A 17,328-nucleotide genomic window follows, 5' to 3' on the forward strand; every position below is an offset into this window, starting at 1 on the left:
AGCGGCCTCCTTAGGCGGATGTATCGAGCACTTCAGTGATCCACTGATCGGTCACCTCCACGCGGAAGTTCGGGTTTTCAGCCGGCGGCACGTCGGTGAAGCGAATGTTCCAGTACACCTTGCCGTCGCTGAGTTCGCTGGCGGTGTTCAACTCTTCGTCGGCATACACCTCGAAGTTGATGATCGCCCCCTGGTTTTTCAGGTCGCGCATGAACGCCTGCAAACCTTCAGTGACGTCCTTGACGTAAGTCGCGGTGATCGAGCGGTCGACTGCCCATTTGTGCGCGTAGAGGATCGCGTCCATGACGATGTCCAGCGTGCGCACGCGGGTGACGAACTTCCATTTCGGGTCGCTGGACAACGTACGGTTGCCCCACAGCCGGTAGCCGTCGTCCCGAATGATGGTGGTGATGTTGGCGTTGTTCAGCAGGTTCGCGCGGCAGGACGCATCGCCGTCAAGAAACTCGATCGGCCGCGTGGTGCCGGTGATGCCGACGAACTCTTTATTCGACGGCGAGGCCCAGAAACCGTAAGTCGCATCGGTCCAGGCAAACAGGCCGGCGGTCCAGGCCGAGGCCGGCGCATTGACCGTGGCACTGGTCGTGGTGTCCCAGAACTGCACGCCCGGGTCGACCATGTAGGCGTGTTTGCTGCCGAAGTTTTTGGCGTAGTCCATCGCCGCTTCGTCGGTGGTGTTGGGCCCATCGATGATCGCCATGGCCCGCAGTTTGTCGCCCAGCGCCACTAACTCAGTGCCGACCGCCAGCGTTGCCGAATACTGTGGGGTAATCAGCAGGCGCGGCTGGGCGTTGAACTTGCTTTTGCCATCAAGCAACGCCTGCATCCCGGTACGGCTGCCGTCCGCCCAGACCCCGCCGATGATCGCGGAAAGTTGTTCGGCGGGATCCTCCAACACTGGCACACCGACGGCGACAATGACCGCCTTGGAGCGCTTGAAAATCGCCTTGCAGTCCTGGGTGATGGCCGCATCGGGGCCCCAGGCGGCGACCGCTTCGCTTTCGCGGGTGATCAACAGCAGTTCGTTGGCCGCGGCGGTGGCCGGCGGCCCCACGGTGAAGGTGTTGCACAGGCCGATGATCGAGGCGGACGGAGTGGCGATTTGCCGGGCACCGGTGTCCACCAGGGTCACCGTGACGCCGTGAAAGAAACTCATAGAGTGATGCTCCAGAAACGAAAAGACCCCGCCTAGACGAGGTCGTGGGTTGTGCGCTGAAATGCGACCGGAAAGAAAACGCCCCGTCAGTGCGGGGCGTCAGGCGGTCGGCGGATACGGGTTGACCGGCCACTCAATCGCGAGCGGCCAACCGGGTTGCTGCGGCAATTCGTCCAGTTCAATGCGATAGCGTTTCCAGGCCGTGAGCTGCTCGCTCTGCTCGCCTGTAGCTGTTCCCAAATCGACCCTGTCCTGCAAAGGTCCCATGCGCAGGGTCGCCCAGGCTAAGTCCTGATCACGCTGCACCAGAGCATCCGTCTCCACCGCCATCCGCGCGGCGGTTGCATTAGCATCCGCCGTGGCCTGGTCAAACACCCATGCACCCTGCGACCAGATGTAATCTGCCGATGGCCGAGCGAGTGCTGTATGCCCGTCCGGAATCGGCCCCAGCACTTTGAGCTCCGTCATTGACCCATCCGTGGTGCTGTAAACAGGGCCACGATGATCGTGTTCCAGTGCCCAGGCCCCCGCCGTCCAGATGGCGACCATTTCCGGGGGCGGGGCAGGCGGCTCAACGGCGGTGGCTCCCGCCGACAGCCCAAAACCCACCATCACACGCTCGATGTCCGAGCCCAGATATTCACCCGTCAACGCATTAAACCGGTGTACGGGAACCTCGCCAGTTTCCAGCGCCAGACCATCCTTGAATTCGATCATCAGTACACCCTGCAAATGATGTTGAAGGCCATGTTGCGCGGACGACCTTCACCGCCGCCCGAGTTTTTGAATTGCAATGACATTTGAGTCCCGGTGGTTGATCCGGAAAATAACGACGCCGAATAGTTACCATCGTTCGGCACGTAAATAGTTCCCTGCTCAGGAACGCCGGGAACGCTCCCCGTACCCTTTACTTCAGCGAGGTAATTGTCTACTGCGCCTTGAAACGTCAGCAGGTTGCGGCCTGGATCAACACCTCTGCCGTTATCCCAGCCACGAATCCATTCCCCCCGCATATCCGGAAGAACACCCGGATAAAGCGCCGCAAGCGCTGGATGGAGGTTAACGTCGAAGCCTTGGCCCATCATCGGTAGGTAATTCACTGGCGGCCATGGCGTAGGCCACGCAATAGGGGCGCCGATGGGCATCGCTTGGAGTGCCGGGTCTAAGTTGTTCTGGCACCAGACCACCCCCAAGTCCAAATCATCGACCGTACACCGTAGCTGGCCATCTGAACCCCAGCCGATCTTGACGATATTCCCCAACTGGCCATGCCCAGTACCTTGCTGTACCGGCGTAAACCCCAAATTAGGCTGGTACGCGGCAGGGTTAAAGTTGGAGGTGTTCCAGCTGGTGACCCACGGGTTAAAAGCAGGCACCTGTCCATCAACCAAGTTGGAGCCTCCCCGTGAAACGATAGTGCCCGTCGCATGATTGACAATGAGCTGCGCAATCGTGTCGGCTGCACGGATCACCAGCATCGATCCGTATTCAAATCCCGCCGGTATTCCTCCCCCGGTATTGATCCGGTAAAGCCCACCGAGATTCACCGTGTCCAGATTCGTGTCGGGAGGCAAAATAATCCCGGTACCGCCCAGGCCAAAGGCCCCAACCTTCATCAACGCTTCAGCGGTCGCATCCGCCACATGGGTTTGCACGTTCGCTAACGCGGCGGTTCCCAATCCAAGATCCTCTGGCGTCAGCTGGTCGCCGGCCGTCACCACACCTTGGGCATTCACAGTGACGCTGGAATAGGTCCCCGCCGTCACCCCGCTGTCGGCCAGCGCTAGTTCTATATCGGCATCGGTGGTGCCATCGAACAACACACTGCCACTGGCTGCTCCGGTGATGCTCAGCGTGCGTGCGGTTTCCAGTTGGGCGGCCGCCACGGCGGTGCCGTCTACGGGCAACGCATCGGTGATGCCGTAGCCGTCGAGGGTGGTCGGATTGGTACCGGCAACCACGCGCCCAAGGGCGTCTACGGTGACACTGCGAAACGTACCCACACCCACCCCGCTGCCACCGGCGATCAGCTCGAACTGCAAGCCGGTGGTGCCGAGGGTGATCGGCGCGTCGGTGACCAGTTGCCAGAGGCTGTCACCATTGACGGTGCCCTGCTCCACCTGAATAAACAGGCCCGGGGTCACTTCCAGGCTGTTGTCGGCATCAGTGGCACGCGTCCAGCCTTCGATGCTGACGACATAGAGACCGTTGTCCTCGGCTTCTTCCTGAGCGGTGACCAGCACCCGATCACCGATGACCACAGCGACATCGTCGATGGTCTGCACGTTGCTCAGGATGATGGGGGCCGTGGCGGCCACCCGCGCCGACTGTTTGTGATCCAGTTTGGCCAGCGCTTCGCTGATTGCGGTGTCGACGTATTCACGAGTGGCCAACACCACCGCCGGGTCGATCTTCAGCACGATGTTCGCCGAGCTGCTGACGATGAAGTTCATCCGCACGACCTGGGTCTTGCCGGTGCCTTGGGCCAACAGCGGTTTGTAGCTCGGCGCACAATTGGCCACCGCCACCAGGTCACCGTCGACATCGTACAGACCGATCTCGCGAATCCACTCACCGCCGACTTCCGGCGGAATGATCTGCTCGGTGATCACCGTGTTGGGGTTGGCCGGATCGACGCGGATCTGGTTGATTGGCGCCCGGCGCCACTCGTGGATCAACTGGGTTTGCAGACGATCGGGAATCGGGTCGGTGCCATTGGCATCACCCAGACCCATCTCGGTAAACATCCAGTCCAGGCCCATGGCGATGGCATTGGCATGCTTGGCTTCACCGACCGCAGTGAGAATGGCAAAAAACTGACTGGTCTTATCAATCATAGGGATAAACGTCCAAAGTATCGGTTTCATCAACGCAGAGCGCCGGGCCAAACGTGCCGGTCACGTCAATGTCTTTTGGGGCTGGTGGGTACACGTCGATCTCTTCACCCTCTTGCACGCATACGGCAATGCCCAGCACCCCCTCGGATTGCAGACTGAGCGCCAGGTTGATCAGGTGCCGGCTGACCGGACGGGCGTCGTCGATCAACCACGCCAGTTCCTCGTACAGCTCTTCGGTGATGCCAGAGTCATTCAGCCCCACTTCCAGGGCGAAGGTGCCGGGCACACCTTCCGGCACGGTGTTGAACCATTCCACAACGGCAATCAGGTAGCCCAAGGGCTCGACCACACGACGCAACGCACCGATGGTGCCTTTTCGCGCATGCACGTCGTACGCCGAACGGATCGCCGTGCGCTTAGTTTCCTGGGTCCAGTTGTTGTTCCAGCGGTCCACCGACCAGGCCGAGGCTAGGTACGGCAACAAGTGTTCGGGGCAAGTGTCGGCGTTGTACAAACTGCGCAGCGGAATCAGCGTTTTTTCGTAGTTGGCCGCTTCCACAGCCAGTTCCAGCGGTGTGCTGTTAAGCGGCAACTGAGTGCTCATGTCAGACTGGCTCCCAGGACCACGGTGTAGCCAGTGCAATACGCCGCCTCGGCCTTGCTCGGTTGGATGTCGGTCCAGCCCAGCAGCTCAACCCGGGCAATGCCTGGAATGTGCAACTGCGCATCGATGCCTGAACGCGCCACTTCCAGACCGAGGCGCCGCCGCGGGTTGATCCACTCACTCAGGCGTTTCTGGCTTTCGGCCAAATAGGCTTCGTTTTCCGGACCGGGTGCCTGCGGGTACAGCACCGCTTCAATGTTGTAATCGATGACCACGGCACTCTGCACCGTGAGGCGATCGGCCACCGGCCGCACGTCCTCGTCATTCAGGTGCAACCGGACCTCCTCCAGCAGCTCGGGCGAAGCCACACCGCTGCCTTCCAAACTGAGCACGGTGCACACCACCACGGCCGGCGACGGGCTCTCTGCCGTGGCATCGGCCACCAGACCCGAGGCGTTGCGCGCATGCAGGATGTAGCTGTTGCGCGGTCCGGCCGTGGTCAGTCCCTCATACGACATTTGCACCCGCTCGCGTAGGGCATCGTCCTCTTCGAGCACCTGCGGCGTTGGCGGTACCGTGCTCGGGTCTGCCGCCTGAATCACCAGACGTTGCAGGTTGACGTTCGCGGCCAGGTGATCGAGGTCGGCACGCACAGAATGGGCTAACAGCAAGGCCTTGCCCGCGTCATTGACCCGCGCCCGGTTCTGCACGGCGCCGTACGCCGCCTGCTCGACCAGCTTGAGCACCGGATCACTTTCCAGCTCCGCGCTCCAGTTGTCGCCCATGCTCAGGCGGAAGGCTTCCAGTTTTTCCTGATAGACCACCTCAAAGTCGAGGTCTTCCAGCACTTGTGGTGGCGGCAGGGCCGCCAGTTCCATGGTCATGCAGACACCTCCAACGTCACGTCGCTGCCCAGGTACTGCCCGGTCAGCTCAAAGGTGATACGCCCGTCGAGAATGGCCACGGCGCGCACTCGGCCCAGTTTCAGGCGTGGCTCCCAACGTCCGAGGGTGCTCGCCACTTCCGCCTGCACGGCGCTCTTCCAGCCGTCGTTCACCGGCAGGTCGACAAAGCGCCGTAGCTTGCTACCGTACTCCGGGCGCATGCGTCGGCTGCCCAAGGGCGTAGACAAGATGTCCTCGATGGACTGGCGCAGGTGATCGAGACCGGAAATAAGCTGGCCGGTGCGGCGGTCCAGTCCGATCATCCCGATCATCGGATCAACCCTCGACCGCGACAAAATCCTTACGACCCTGCAGATACTCGATCGCGACGGTGTCATCCGAGGCCACCGCGACCTGGCTCTTTTCCACTTTCAAGGTGCGCCCAGCTTCCAGCAGGACCAGCACCCGCGAGGTGTACAACGTGTCGCGAAACACACTCAGCGTGGCCGGTACGGGCGCCTCGGTGGCGGTTGAGACTTCCTTGGTTTTACTGGTCATGGCTTACTCCAGACATGAAAAAGCCCGCACGGGGCGGGCTGAAGGTGAATGTTCACTCAATGCGAGTGGTTGCTGCTGTTGCCGCCGGCATCCATGATTGTCCCGGCACCGCTGATGTCACCGGAAACGCTCAACGCGCCGTCGATGCTCACCTCACCGGCCAGGGTGATCTGGCTGGCCGTCACCCGGACTTGATCCGGCGTCACGTCCAACTGCGAGCCACCGACCGTGATCGTTGCGCGGCTGCCACTGGGCAACGCGATGCTGTAGCTGCCAGCATGCCAGTCGTAGACCAGCGAACCGCCATCCTCGAAGTACCAGGCCTCGACGTGATCGCGGTTGTCCGGTGGTGTCCCGGCGTTGCCATACAGCCCCGGGATAAACGTGCCCAAGGCCGGATTACCGCTGGGGCTGAATAGCACGCCCTGTTCATTCAGGCTGGGGACGCGCCAATGCCGGGCCTTGCCGGCCGCCAGGCTGTGCCAACGCACCCAGGCACTGGTCCACTCACCGGCTTTGACCCGCACGCGACCGGCGCTTAGATCGATGCCAGCCACCACACAGGGCAGCAGCATGGCGGCAATCATCCGGTCGTGTTCAGCGCTGGCGTATCCCATGCCAGATCCTCCGGTTGAAAGTAGTGATCTTCATTGCCGGTACCGGTACAGCCGTCGACGTTCAGATACAGTGAACCGGGCGGCTCGACAGGCCAAAGCCACTCCACCTCACCGAGGTAGATCTGCTGGGTCCACTCAACCGTCCATACGGTGTAACCATCCAGCTCCGGTTTGGTCCAGTCCTGCCGCGAGGCCACAAATTGAGCCTGTTCGACGTTATCCAGCCCCCAGGTCTGCGCTCGCAATAGAACCGCGATCTGTGCCGCCAACTGGGCGCCCAGTTGCTGATGACGTGCCAGCTCGGGCGCGACAATCACACGTGCTTCGAAACGCTGGATCAACACCGTTTCACCGGTGCCGATATCTGGCCCGGGTTCAAACTCAACCGGCTCCAGAAACACGGCCGGCAGTGCGATCCGGTCCTGAATGTCCGGGCAGGTCGCCACAAATCGCACCGTAGGCAGCGCTTGGCGGATGTGGTCCTCGATGGCGGTGTACAACGCATCCAGCGAAAAGGCAGGATCAGACACGAGTGCTCCCCTTCAGGTATTTATGCAGTTCAAAGTTCATCTCCTGCCGGAAGACAACCAGCAAGCGCTCATCGGCCTTGTTGGCCCAAGTGTAAAAAGGTCCCTCGACGTCCTCGAGCGATACCTTGGCTTTGGCCAGGGGAAAACGGTTGTCGTTTTCCGCGATCCAGCCCGAACTGGTGCCACCTGTGGAAGTGTTGCTACCGGGATAGTCATCCGGGTTGAAATGCTTGCTGGAGGTACGAATCCAGATGTCCGCCTTATTGCCATACACCCGTTTGTAAAAAGCGCCCTGATAACGCCGACCCGCCACCGAAACACCAGCCTTGCCCTGACGGGGATTGCCTGTCCGGCTGGCCTCCATCGGGTTTGTGCCAAACCAGAGTTTGCCCAATTGGCCCTGGCCTTTTATGGGATAGCTGCGCAGGCGCTGACGCACCGCCCGCACAGCAATCCGCTCCTGTTTGCTGACATCCCGAGCCATGTGCGTGGCCAGCCAGCCCAACGTCTTGTTGATCGCCCGTCGTTGCGCCGCAGCAGCGGCCTTGGGCATGACCTTGGCCAGCTGTTTAAACGCCTGCATATCGTCGGCAGAAAACCGCAGGGTCACAGGAACGACACTCATGCTTTTAACCTCAACGACAAGGCCACGAGGCCATCGCCCGCCGGCTCAAGGTGAGTCAGGGTGTAGTCGCCGCCACCGTCCAAGGCGGGTAGATCGATCTGCACCGTCTGCGCTTTTTCAACGCCCTGAGCATCGGCCACGCGAATGTGAAAACACGGATCGCGCAGGCCGGTGTTCAGGCGCCCGACCTTGGGCTGCAACCAGGGCGCCGAGAACATGCCCAGCACGCGCCGACCTTCGATGAAGCCAACATCGGCCAGGGTGTCGAACACCACACTGTCGATCGTCTCGACCAGGTCTCGAAAGGCCATGATCAGAGCGTCAGCAGAATTTGCGCCCGGGGCCGCGTGCACAAGTGCAACGGGTTAGATTGAGCTTCACCGGCCATCCCCTTGTTGAACGGCAGGGGCTCCAGCTTGCTGTAATACGGCAGGCCTTGGGTGTTGGCCGTTTCCATGTAGTCCGCCGGAGCAAAGCAGGAGATGTACAACTCCGGTACGCCTTCCGGAATCAACAGCGCTGTATCGTCATGGATAAACGACACCCCGGCGATGCGCCCGCGGTAACGCTCCCAGACAATGCCGCCCAGCTCAAAGCTGTCCCGCGCATCGCCACGTAATTCCGCGGCCTGGATCGTATTGAGGTAGGTTTCCTCAACCGATTTGTGCGTGATCAGCTTGTTCCAGAAGTTCTTGCCGCAGAAGGCGCGAGCACCCGAGCTGGTGACACTGCCCAGCTCATCGTCCTGCATGTCCAGTGCTTCGGCGCACTTGACCCGGATCTTCGTCGCCGAGTCGTTCAAGCCCATGGACAGGACTTGTTGCTCCACACCGAACGTCTGATAGATGTTCAGCAGGACCGTCGAGCCATCCGCATCGAGGATCAGGCCGTTCAGTGCCCCCATGCGTTGAAACTCATGGGTGGCATCGAGCTGACGTTTGGCTTTGCTCAGACGCGTATTGACCACCCCCTGCACGGCCTGCAATTCGCTCGTCGTACCAAACGCGCGAATGCCCTGGATCTCGTCAGCCTTGATGGTGAAACGCTGCGGCAGGTGTACGGTGTTGAACGGAATCATCTGACGTTTGCTGCCGCCCACGACCAGGCCCGAAGTACCACGCTCACCCGCCGGCACCAAGGCCAGGGTGTTGCCGTCCTTTTCGATCTGCACGGTCAGGGTGCTGATGCCTTCTTCGCGAAACAGGCCCAGGCTGCTGATGCGACCCGGCAAGTACTCCTGCTCATTGATTGCCGCGGTGAGCGAAGACACGGAAAAAACATCGTCGGTAAAAATGCCAATGTCGGCCATGAAGTGACTCTCCAGAAAAACAAAACCCCGCACAGGGCGGGGTTGGAAAAAGGGGGACTGACTTAACGAACAATCACGAATTGAGCCGCCAGAGAAACCTCGGCCTCAGCGTCGAGGCCGATCAAATGCACCTCGCTGACCTCCGCCAGCCGTACCACCGCACTGGCCCGACGCTCTTCAGTCGATTCACCCAGCGGCCCGTAGAGGATGCAGGCCGCCACTTCAGTGCCATCAACGGCGACAGGATCGTAGGGGGCAAACTCATTGCTCGCCGCGATCAGCCCCAGCACCTGCCCGGCATTCAATGCCGCACCTGCTGCCACCAGAATGGATTCGCGGGAAATCTTCCCGGCCCCCTCGGAGAGCAGAAACTCGCCAGCGTGTAGCGTTTCGTACTTTACGGTCATGCGCGTGCTCCTTTTGCATTGTTGGATTGGCTCCCGTGAGCCGCCTGACGGGCAGCCCAGATCGATGGAGGATCCGGTTGTTTCGCCTGCACCTTCGGCGCCGGGTCATGATTGAGAGGCAAGCTGTTGTCGATCTCAAAACCGTTGCCGCTGCTGACGATCTTGTCGAACAGCCGCGCGCGCACCGCGGGCTCGTCCAGCCCCGCTGCCACGTACTCGGCGCTCAGCTCTGGCAGACGTGCCGCGACACACAGGTCATGTACCGATTTGGCCCGGGTCAGACCCGCCAAGACGATCTCTTCGCTTTCGAGCTGGGTCGAGCTGAGCAGCGGTGCGACCAGATTGCTGATCCCCGACTCGGCGCAACGCTGCGTAATCATCAATGCCAGCTTGGCTGAGTCGATGACAGGTGCGGGTGGATTGTCTGGATCCACCTCCGGAGCGGGATCGGGTGCCTCTTCGAGCTGGGCTAGCAAGTTCGCGGGGGTGTGCTGGTATCGCTGCATCACCCCGCCCTGCCCCAGGCACGCTTTGACCTGGACCCCGTCACCCACTTCATCGGCCAGACCCAGCGCCACCGCTTCACTCGCGGTCAACCAGGTTTCGGCGGCCACCAACTCTCGTAACTCCACCTCATCGATGTCCGGTGCCTTGGCCTTGTAGGCCGCGATGATCGCCTCCATGGTTTGATCGAGAACATCAGCCACCTTACGAAAGCTGTCCGCGTCGCCGGCCGCGTAAGTCCACGGGTTGTGAATCATCAGCATCGCATTGGACGCGATCACTACCTTGTGGGCACCGCACACGGCGACACTCGCCGCGCTCGCGGCCAGTGCATCGATGCGTGCCGTGCAACGCTCGCCCAGCCTCGACAAGGTGTTGTGCATGGCCAACCCGTCGAACAGGTCGCCGCCGATGCTGTTGAACGCCGCAATCACCGGTGACACCCCGTCATCCACGGCGCGTAGATCCTGCATGAACTGACTGGCGGTAATGCCCCAGGTGCCGATCTCGCCGTACACAAAGACTTCGATCACCCGCTCGGCGGCTTCGCCACTGGCGTGCACGGCGTACCAGCTTTTGTCCTGCACCGGTACCGGCTGACCGGCCTTGTTGTAAATGCGCGGAGTCGTATTCTTGCTCATGCTTGCTCCTTGTCGTCGAGCGCCTGAAGCAGTTCGACGAGCGTGCTGTAGTTGAGACCCTTGCCACGAGCCCGTTCGGCATCGGCGGCGTTTTCTTCGTCCACCGTTTCGGCGTCATAACCGGTACGCAGGACCATTTCGCTGCGCGAGGCAAAGCCGGCGTTAACTTCCATCGTGCGTGACTGAACATCCTGAACCGGATGGATATAGGCCCAGCCTTGGGGCACCCAGCGCGTACGCAGGTACTCACGGCGCCGCTGGGCATAATCGGGTAACAACACGGCGCCACTGAGCACCGCCATGTCCATCCACGCTGCTCGCACCGGGCGACATAACTGGTGCACATACACACCGAATTGCAGCTGCTCCAGTCGGCGCCGAAACTCGGTGAGCACCACCCGCAGCGCACGGTCATTCACTTCGCGCATGTCGCCGGTGAGGATCTCGTACGGCATCCCGGCGCCGGCGGCCGCCGCCATCAATTGCTGACGCATAAAATCTGGATAGTTGTTCCCGGCATCCGGCGGCGAGGAAAACTCGACCTCCTCCCCCGGCAACAACTCCTGCATAGTCCCGGGCTCCAGCGCGACCATGGGCGTGAAACCATCCGAGGCGAGGTTCAGTGGCGCCCCGGTGACCGGGTCCACCGGGGTTTGAATATCGTCTGGTGAGGGCTTTTTGATAAAGCCGGCGAACAGGTTGGCCACCTCCTGGCGGAACAACACCGCATCGTCGTAGTTGTCCAGGCTACGCAGGCGCTTGAGCACCGGCGACAGGCGCGGCAAGCCACGCAACTGCCCCGGTTCGACCGGTTCAAAAATATGCAGCACCTGACTAGCCGGTACCCGCACCAGCTGGTTGTAGCCGCTGTTCAATGAAGAGGCATCACCGGGGTGCGAGCGATACATCCAGTACGCGACCCGGCGGCTGTCTGGACTGAACTCGATCCCGGCACGGATGGTGTTGCCGTTGCGCGCAGCCTCGAACTTGTCGTGCGGCACAAACTCCGGGGCCAGCACCTGAAGCTGCAACGGCACCACGAAACCTTCGTCGAGGCTGCGCGGACGCAGGCGGACAAAACATTCACCGGCGGTTTCCACCGTCCGGGCGATCAACGCCTGCTGTCCATAAAAGTCGGTGAGGTCGTCGGCATCGGACTCTTCGGTCCAGTCGGCCCAAAGCTCCTGCAACAGATGCCGAAGTTCATCGTCCTGAGTTTTCGGCCGCGGCGTGATGCCGGTGCCGATCAGATTGCTGACCCGTTTGTCGATGATGTTGAAGGCGTACGGGTCGTTACGCACCGCCGCACGTGAACGTGAACGCAGGTTGCGCAACGCCGGAATGGCAATGCTGTTGAAACCAGCGTCGGGCGCATCCCAACTGGCGGAACGACGCCCTTCGGCAGCGCCTTCATAGCTGGCCTTGATGTTCGACGGGATCAGGAATCCGCTACGACCCAAGGTGGGAAAGTGACGAGCCATTACAGTCCCTTGCCTCCATGGTAAAGCCGCACGATGCGCGAACGAGGTCCGGCCGCCGCGATCAACGAGCTACGGATTTCGTCACGTGCCCTGAGCAATTCGTCGATGTCGCGGTACTCGACGTTGCGATCGGCGTAGCGCACGATTTTTTCACCGCGCGCAATTGCCTTCTCGACTGCATCGAGTTGCTGTTGGGTAAAGGCCATGAGATCGCTCTAAGGTAAAAGACAACGTGATGTGCAAATGCGCGCTACCACTCAGCGCCGTTTTTTGAGGTAGCCGCTGCTGGAGGTGCGACGCTGTGGGGGCCGTGCAATGGGTAGCGGTGCTGCTGCCGGCTTGGCCGTTGGCAATACGGGATCAGCCGGTGGCCGCCGTGGCGTCGCCGGAGTGCTGATACGCTCAACCATGACGGCTTTCTCACTTGGGGGAACCGCCTGCAACAGGGCGGTTTTTACCCGATCCCAGTCGTGTTCCTTGTAGCGATTCAGCCCCAAGTAATGCGCCATTGCCAGGCTGTACACCATCAAGTCCAGGGCTTCGTTGCGCTCCGCCTTGCCCTTGACCCATTCGATTTTTTTGTAGCCTTTGACGTAGCGGGTCACCTTGCGCTCGGCGACACACTGAGCGAAGAAATCGTCCGGCAGGTCGTTGGCAAAGTGCAGCGCGCCGGGACCGTCGTCCACCGGATAGCGGTTGTAAATCCAGTCCTTGGCCGTGTCGGTACCGACGAACCACAGCTCGACACCTTTGCGCTCGGTCAGGCCTTTCCAGGTGACATCCATCATCGATGGCCGCTGCGCAATCACCGGTCGACCCGGCTTGCTCGCGCCCTTTACCGCGAAGATGTTGCGCCAGCGGCGCAGCCGGCAGAACTGATACACCTCGTCGGTGTGGTTGCCGCCAGAGTCGATGCCGGCGGCGCGGATCGTCAGCTGCGCACCACATGGATGCGGGTAACGCGCCTTGAGTTTGTCGTCGAGCACCGACCAGGTACGCTCATCGGAGGGATCACCCCAGATCACCTGGTAGTCGATAATCCAGCGCTCCATGCCGGCGCCCCACCCCACCACCATAAACTCCAGACGGTTGGCTTGAACGTCGACCGAGGCGGTGAGCATCAGCACGGCAAACGGCATCGAACCCAGACCATAGGTTTCAAGGCGGGCCCGGGCCATCAGCACATCGGCTTTGGTTTGCTCCTGGGCGCTGTCCCAGACCTTGGCCAGACGGGTGTTGTAAAACACCTGCATAGGCTCCAGATCACCGCGGGACATAGCGGTCTTGGCCTTTTCAAACTGTTTAGCCTGCGCGGCCCAACCGGTCCAGCCGGGCGGCGAGTACAACGCATTGAGGTTGAAGCCGACGGTTTCGCCATCGCCCTGGGCATGTGCGCGCCACTCACCCTTGGCCAACATCTCACCCTTGTGATGCTCTTCGATCAGCACGTCACAGTCAGGTCCGGCACACTCGTAGTGCGCCAGTTGGCAATCCGTCGAGTAATGCAGGCGCTCCCATTCGAGGACCTGCATGTGCCCACAGGTCGGACATGGCACGTAGTAAAAACGCTGGTCGCTGGACTCGAACAAATCGGCAATGCGCGAGGCGCCCCGGATTGTCGGCGAGCTGGAAAAGTAGAACTTGGCGTTACGCCCAAACGTACTGCCCCGGGTTTCGGCCAGCTCAATCGGGTCGCCCTCATCGCCGACGTCCACCACCCAGCGATCCACTTCATCACCATAGATGTAGCGGGCCGACAACTCCGACAGGTTCGCTGCCGAGCCGGCCGTGGTTACATACAACGACCCCCCTTCGAACTCTTTGGTGTCCATGGTGTTGCGCGCATCGCGGGCACGGTTCGCCGCCACACGCTCGCGCAGTACCGGGGTGGCCTTGATGGTCTTGCCGATGCGCGACGAGACGCGTTTGGCCAATCCCAAACTGGGTAGCAGCGTGAGAATGTTCGACGGCGCCATATGGATCAGGCCACCGATCCAGTTCAAGGCGATCTGGGTTTTCATCAACTGCGAGGCCACCATGGTGACCACGCGCTTGCACGGATGGGCCGGTGACAAACACCGCATGGGCTCGCGGGCATAGGGTGTACGCGCCGTGCGGTACTGCCCGGGTTCGGCGGCGCCGGCATCGCGCGGAATACGCATGTACTCGTCGGCCCACTGATCGATCCAGACATCCGGCTCGGGCCGCAGCCCGCGGAAATATGCCTCCCGGTACACCGCTGCACCGTCGGGCATTTCCGCTGACATGAGTTAACTCGCTGCAGTCAAAGAATGGATGAGGTCTGTCGAGGAGATCCGCTCGGCATCGTCCAGCACCCGACGCAATGCAGCGGTAAGGTGCTTCTCGATTTGCCAGTGATCACTCATGGCTGCCAGCTCGGGGGCCAACTGTGGCGGCATGCCCAGCAACAGATCACGCAGCATCCGCCCGCTCGTGTACGCCGCCGTTTTAACGGCTTCCAGCTCGACATGGGCGCCGCGATTCTTGTGAAACTCGCTTTCGGTAAGGCGTGACTCGTAAAACTCGCGGTAGTCACGGGACTCCTGAAAGTCCGGGATACCCTCGACCGACAATGGCGCTTGGTGCGAAACAATTTGGGGTGCCGGGGCATTGCCTTCCGGTCGGCGCTGAATCCGTTCGCGCTCATGCCGCGCCGCCACATTGGCTTTACTCGGGTCCGCGGTGCTGAACAGCAGGCGATCCGTGGCTTCGACATCCACCATGCCGTCCGCCATCAACACCAGGCGTCCGCTCTTGGCCAGCTTCGACACGTAGGGTTTTGACCAGCCTTGGCGCGTGGCGAACTCCGCTTTGGTGAGTGTTGTCATGACCATGCCTTAAAGTAAGCCGGCAGCTCGAGACGGCTAAAACATTTGGTGTCGGATTCTCCGACGAAGGCCTCCATGTGCTGCGGGTTATTATCCCTCTCAGGCATGGAACAGGCGGTACTGGCCACCCTGCTCGATGAGCATGATCCTGGTTTCAATAGCCGGTTTCTTGATCTGCCAGCGCTGCAAGGTGCGTCCGGCCAAACTGGCAATGCTCTTCTCTTGCCGGTACTCCAACATCAGTTCATTGCGAAGATGGTCGTAAACCATGACGCGCTTGAGCAGTTGGTCGGCCATCCAGTTGAAGGCATCAATGAAGCGCTCTTTGATCTGGTCGGCCTTCTCACCAGTCAGCCCCATGGCGACAAACATGAATCCATCCTTGGTCATCTCATACATGGGGCGTTGCTCACCCTTCGCATCCAGGTATTCAACGAGCGCAAAATTGCGCCGGTTGAATTCGGACGAACACTTCATGTTGGCAATCTTACGTAACACAGCCTTGTGCGCCCTGCCGAAGTAGGCAGCAACGCGCAGTGAAGTGGTCACCACCTTTCCCTGATCGGCCATCACCATCTGCTGAAAGTCGACTTCACTCAAAATGCATTCACTCATTACGCACTCCTGATACGCCACTTTAAAAAAGGTATGCAGGCAGAGACGGAGGCGTACCCGTCCCTTTCGGGTGTACAGCCCTAGCCTGCATGGGTATCCCGCGAGGGATTTGGTTTGCCTTGCGGCAGAAACGAAAAAAACCGGCACGCTGGGAGCGCCCGGGGTTTGCAATGACGGTATTCGGAGCGCCCGTTGATGGAGGACGTCCCGAACCCCGAAACTCAAATGGGTTTGGGTGTTGTCGATGGACTATTCAGCGAGTTAACCGCTGTGCAAGCCACAGCCTGCTTGGCTTTCAGGTGTTTTTTAACGCTGCTGGGGGAGTTAACCAACTGTTTTACTCGGTTAACTCCTTAGTTAACCGCGCTGTAAGCCACGGTTTACTTGGCTTGCAGGCGAATCAGGGGACCATCGAGTTAACCAGGTTAACTCCTTAGTTAACCGCCCTGTAAGCCACGGCCCACAAGCCTTTCAGCCCGGTTAACCACGCGAGTTAACCAGTTAACTAACTTTGGTGGGGTGCCGCTAACGCGTTTGCGCGAGTCTTATGCCCCGTGTTCCTTGGAAGTTGCCAGGGTCCCCGGTGCATTTGGAAACCTCGATCCTCCCTGGTTGAAGGCCGCGCTTCAAACGGACGCCGTCACAATCGCTTGCATGAAGATCATGCCGGTAACGCTGCAATCTGGCGCGCAATCTCGTCATGGATCACCTTGGCTGACCAGGTATGCGCAATGAGGTCGGTACCGGTTTCCAGCATTGCGGCATCGCCCTCCACTGGAATGGCAGGCTTATCGCTCAGATCGTTGTAACTCCCCGAGAAGTCCGAAGTCCCACCACCGATCGCGGTACGCGCAGCGGCGGCGTCGACACTCACCAACACCGCCTTACCGACATCCGAGGCGTCCGTGATGTTGTCCGAGGTAATGTCGCCTGGCGTACCACCGACATTGCTCGATCCCTTCACTACAGCCTGAAGCACTTGAAAGCCTTCGGTGATGGAGACAGGGCTACCGTAAGGCTGCCAGCCATCGGCAATGGCCTGTGCCAGCTTGGCCGTCAGCTCATCAGGAGTATTGGCGACGACGGTTTCGTATTGGGTGTAGGCCATTCTCTAAACCTCACGATTGAATGATTGAGCGGCGAGCGGCTGACATGCAGGCGACTCACCACAATGGATGTGGCCCGTGACCGCATAGGCCAGCAGGATCACAACAGGCAGCACCCAAGAACTGCGCTTCATGGCGCCGAATCCGATTTTGGAAATTGGAGGTCGGCGAACCGATCGGCCAGATCGGCAATCTTCTTCACGCCAAGGAAACCAATGAATACACCCGCCGCTGTGGCGAAGTTTTGCGGTAGACCGAAGTATTCCAATAGTGGAATCAAGCCAATGGTAATCAGCGTGCAAAGCGAAGCTTCAAGCAGTGCCTGCCGTCGCGTGCCACCGCCGTAAATGATCCGCAAGGCACCGACCACGAATGACAATGCTCCGGCGTAGATCGTGGGTGCATGTTGCCCTAGCCATGCGAGAACGAGCAGCCAGGTGTCTGGTTTATCGGGCATGTTTGTCATCCGGATCTCTCCCTTTCGGGAAGCTCAATAGATTGGTTCCAGCTGCACTTCCCAGCTCGGAGCGAAGGGCGTGGCGGAACCAAAAACGAAAAAGCCCTGTTCGATGACAGGGCTCAAAAAT

21 protein-coding genes and 2 pseudogenes are annotated in these 17,328 nt (G+C 60.4%); all 23 read right to left on the reverse strand.

What is annotated here, in order from left to right; all coding sequences use genetic code 11:
* Positions 1–10: 10 nt before the first annotated feature.
* The 23 genes and pseudogenes from CKW15_RS17825 to CKW15_RS17925 all read right to left on the reverse strand — a co-directional run bounded on the left by CKW15_RS17825 (position 11) and on the right by CKW15_RS17925 (position 17,207).
* Positions 11–1,174 carry a phage tail sheath family protein gene (locus tag CKW15_RS17825; RefSeq protein ID WP_095152520.1) on the reverse strand — a complete coding sequence of 388 codons (1,164 nt, stop codon included), beginning with the start codon at positions 1,172–1,174 and terminating at the stop codon, positions 11–13.
* Between the two features lie 99 nt (positions 1,175–1,273).
* The gene (locus tag CKW15_RS17830; RefSeq protein WP_095152521.1) at positions 1,274–1,891 is read right to left on the reverse strand and encodes a tail fiber assembly protein; all 618 of its coding nucleotides are present in this window, start codon (positions 1,889–1,891) and stop codon (positions 1,274–1,276) included.
* Positions 1,891–2,790: a phage tail protein gene (locus CKW15_RS29125; RefSeq protein ID WP_371856307.1), complete on the reverse strand. Its 900-nt coding sequence runs from the start codon at positions 2,788–2,790 to the stop codon at positions 1,891–1,893. The genes CKW15_RS17830 and CKW15_RS29125 overlap by 1 nt, the downstream gene beginning before the upstream one ends.
* An 86-nt stretch (positions 2,791–2,876) precedes the next feature.
* Positions 2,877–2,955: pseudogene (locus tag CKW15_RS29130) on the reverse strand (hypothetical protein); the annotation flags it as partial.
* Between the two features lie 660 nt (positions 2,956–3,615).
* Positions 3,616–4,041 (reverse strand): annotated as a pseudogene (locus CKW15_RS29135) (phage tail protein); the annotation flags it as partial.
* Positions 4,004–4,615, reverse strand: coding sequence for a phage tail protein I (locus CKW15_RS17840; protein ID WP_095152523.1), 612 nt, complete (start codon positions 4,613–4,615; stop codon positions 4,004–4,006). The gene CKW15_RS17840 and the pseudogene CKW15_RS29135, both read right to left, overlap by 38 nt.
* Positions 4,612–5,499 carry a baseplate J/gp47 family protein gene (locus tag CKW15_RS17845; protein ID WP_095152524.1) on the reverse strand — a complete coding sequence of 296 codons (888 nt, stop codon included), beginning with the start codon at positions 5,497–5,499 and terminating at the stop codon, positions 4,612–4,614. Before CKW15_RS17845 ends, CKW15_RS17840 begins: the two co-directional genes overlap by 4 nt.
* On the reverse strand, positions 5,496–5,822 hold the full coding sequence (locus tag CKW15_RS17850) for a GPW/gp25 family protein (RefSeq protein ID WP_043302559.1): 327 nt from the start codon (positions 5,820–5,822) through the stop codon (positions 5,496–5,498). The genes CKW15_RS17845 and CKW15_RS17850 overlap by 4 nt, the downstream gene beginning before the upstream one ends.
* 13 nt (positions 5,823–5,835) lie before the next feature.
* Positions 5,836–6,057: a hypothetical protein gene (locus tag CKW15_RS17855; RefSeq protein ID WP_095152525.1), complete on the reverse strand. Its 222-nt coding sequence runs from the start codon at positions 6,055–6,057 to the stop codon at positions 5,836–5,838.
* A 56-nt stretch (positions 6,058–6,113) separates the two neighbouring features.
* A complete protein-coding gene (locus CKW15_RS17860; RefSeq protein ID WP_095152526.1) occupies positions 6,114–6,674 on the reverse strand; it encodes a phage baseplate assembly protein V in 561 nt (186 codons plus the stop codon).
* On the reverse strand, positions 6,641–7,204 hold the full coding sequence (locus tag CKW15_RS17865) for a hypothetical protein (RefSeq protein WP_095152527.1): 564 nt from the start codon (positions 7,202–7,204) through the stop codon (positions 6,641–6,643). Before CKW15_RS17865 ends, CKW15_RS17860 begins: the two co-directional genes overlap by 34 nt.
* Complete coding sequence (locus tag CKW15_RS17870) at positions 7,197–7,829, reverse strand: hypothetical protein (protein ID WP_095152528.1); 633 nt, start codon at positions 7,827–7,829, stop codon at positions 7,197–7,199. Before CKW15_RS17870 ends, CKW15_RS17865 begins: the two co-directional genes overlap by 8 nt.
* Positions 7,826–8,140, reverse strand: a complete 315-nt coding sequence (locus CKW15_RS17875) for a hypothetical protein (protein WP_095152529.1) — start codon at positions 8,138–8,140, stop codon at positions 7,826–7,828. Before CKW15_RS17875 ends, CKW15_RS17870 begins: the two co-directional genes overlap by 4 nt.
* A gap of 2 nt (positions 8,141–8,142) precedes the next feature.
* Entirely contained in the window at positions 8,143–9,138 is a 996-nt protein-coding gene (locus CKW15_RS17880) for a major capsid protein (protein ID WP_095152530.1), read from the reverse strand.
* Positions 9,139–9,200: 62 nt separating this feature from the next.
* Positions 9,201–9,545 carry a head decoration protein gene (locus CKW15_RS17885; RefSeq protein ID WP_095152531.1) on the reverse strand — a complete coding sequence of 115 codons (345 nt, stop codon included), beginning with the start codon at positions 9,543–9,545 and terminating at the stop codon, positions 9,201–9,203.
* Positions 9,542–10,690, reverse strand: coding sequence for a head maturation protease, ClpP-related (locus CKW15_RS17890; RefSeq protein ID WP_095152532.1), 1,149 nt, complete (start codon positions 10,688–10,690; stop codon positions 9,542–9,544). The genes CKW15_RS17885 and CKW15_RS17890 overlap by 4 nt, the downstream gene beginning before the upstream one ends.
* Positions 10,687–12,171 carry a phage portal protein gene (locus CKW15_RS17895; protein ID WP_095152533.1) on the reverse strand — a complete coding sequence of 495 codons (1,485 nt, stop codon included), beginning with the start codon at positions 12,169–12,171 and terminating at the stop codon, positions 10,687–10,689. The genes CKW15_RS17890 and CKW15_RS17895 overlap by 4 nt, the downstream gene beginning before the upstream one ends.
* Positions 12,171–12,377, reverse strand: a complete 207-nt coding sequence (locus CKW15_RS17900; protein ID WP_027923826.1) for a phage head-tail joining protein — start codon at positions 12,375–12,377, stop codon at positions 12,171–12,173. Before CKW15_RS17900 ends, CKW15_RS17895 begins: the two co-directional genes overlap by 1 nt.
* Positions 12,378–12,428: 51 nt before the next feature.
* On the reverse strand, positions 12,429–14,438 hold the full coding sequence (locus CKW15_RS17905; RefSeq protein WP_095152534.1) for a phage terminase large subunit family protein: 2,010 nt from the start codon (positions 14,436–14,438) through the stop codon (positions 12,429–12,431).
* Between the two features lie 3 nt (positions 14,439–14,441).
* Positions 14,442–15,020 carry a terminase small subunit gene (locus tag CKW15_RS17910; protein WP_095152535.1) on the reverse strand — a complete coding sequence of 193 codons (579 nt, stop codon included), beginning with the start codon at positions 15,018–15,020 and terminating at the stop codon, positions 14,442–14,444.
* Between the two features lie 99 nt (positions 15,021–15,119).
* A complete protein-coding gene (locus CKW15_RS17915) occupies positions 15,120–15,635 on the reverse strand; it encodes a Rha family transcriptional regulator (RefSeq protein WP_095152536.1) in 516 nt (171 codons plus the stop codon).
* Between the two features lie 661 nt (positions 15,636–16,296).
* Entirely contained in the window at positions 16,297–16,743 is a 447-nt protein-coding gene (locus CKW15_RS17920) for a DUF1737 domain-containing protein (protein ID WP_095152537.1), read from the reverse strand.
* Positions 16,744–16,871: 128 nt separating this feature from the next.
* A complete protein-coding gene (locus CKW15_RS17925; RefSeq protein WP_095152538.1) occupies positions 16,872–17,207 on the reverse strand; it encodes a phage holin, lambda family in 336 nt (111 codons plus the stop codon).
* Positions 17,208–17,328: the final 121 nt, after the last annotated feature.

Source organism: Pseudomonas sp. Irchel s3b5, assembly GCF_900187435.1.
Taxonomy (GTDB): Bacteria; Pseudomonadota; Gammaproteobacteria; order Pseudomonadales; family Pseudomonadaceae; genus Aquipseudomonas.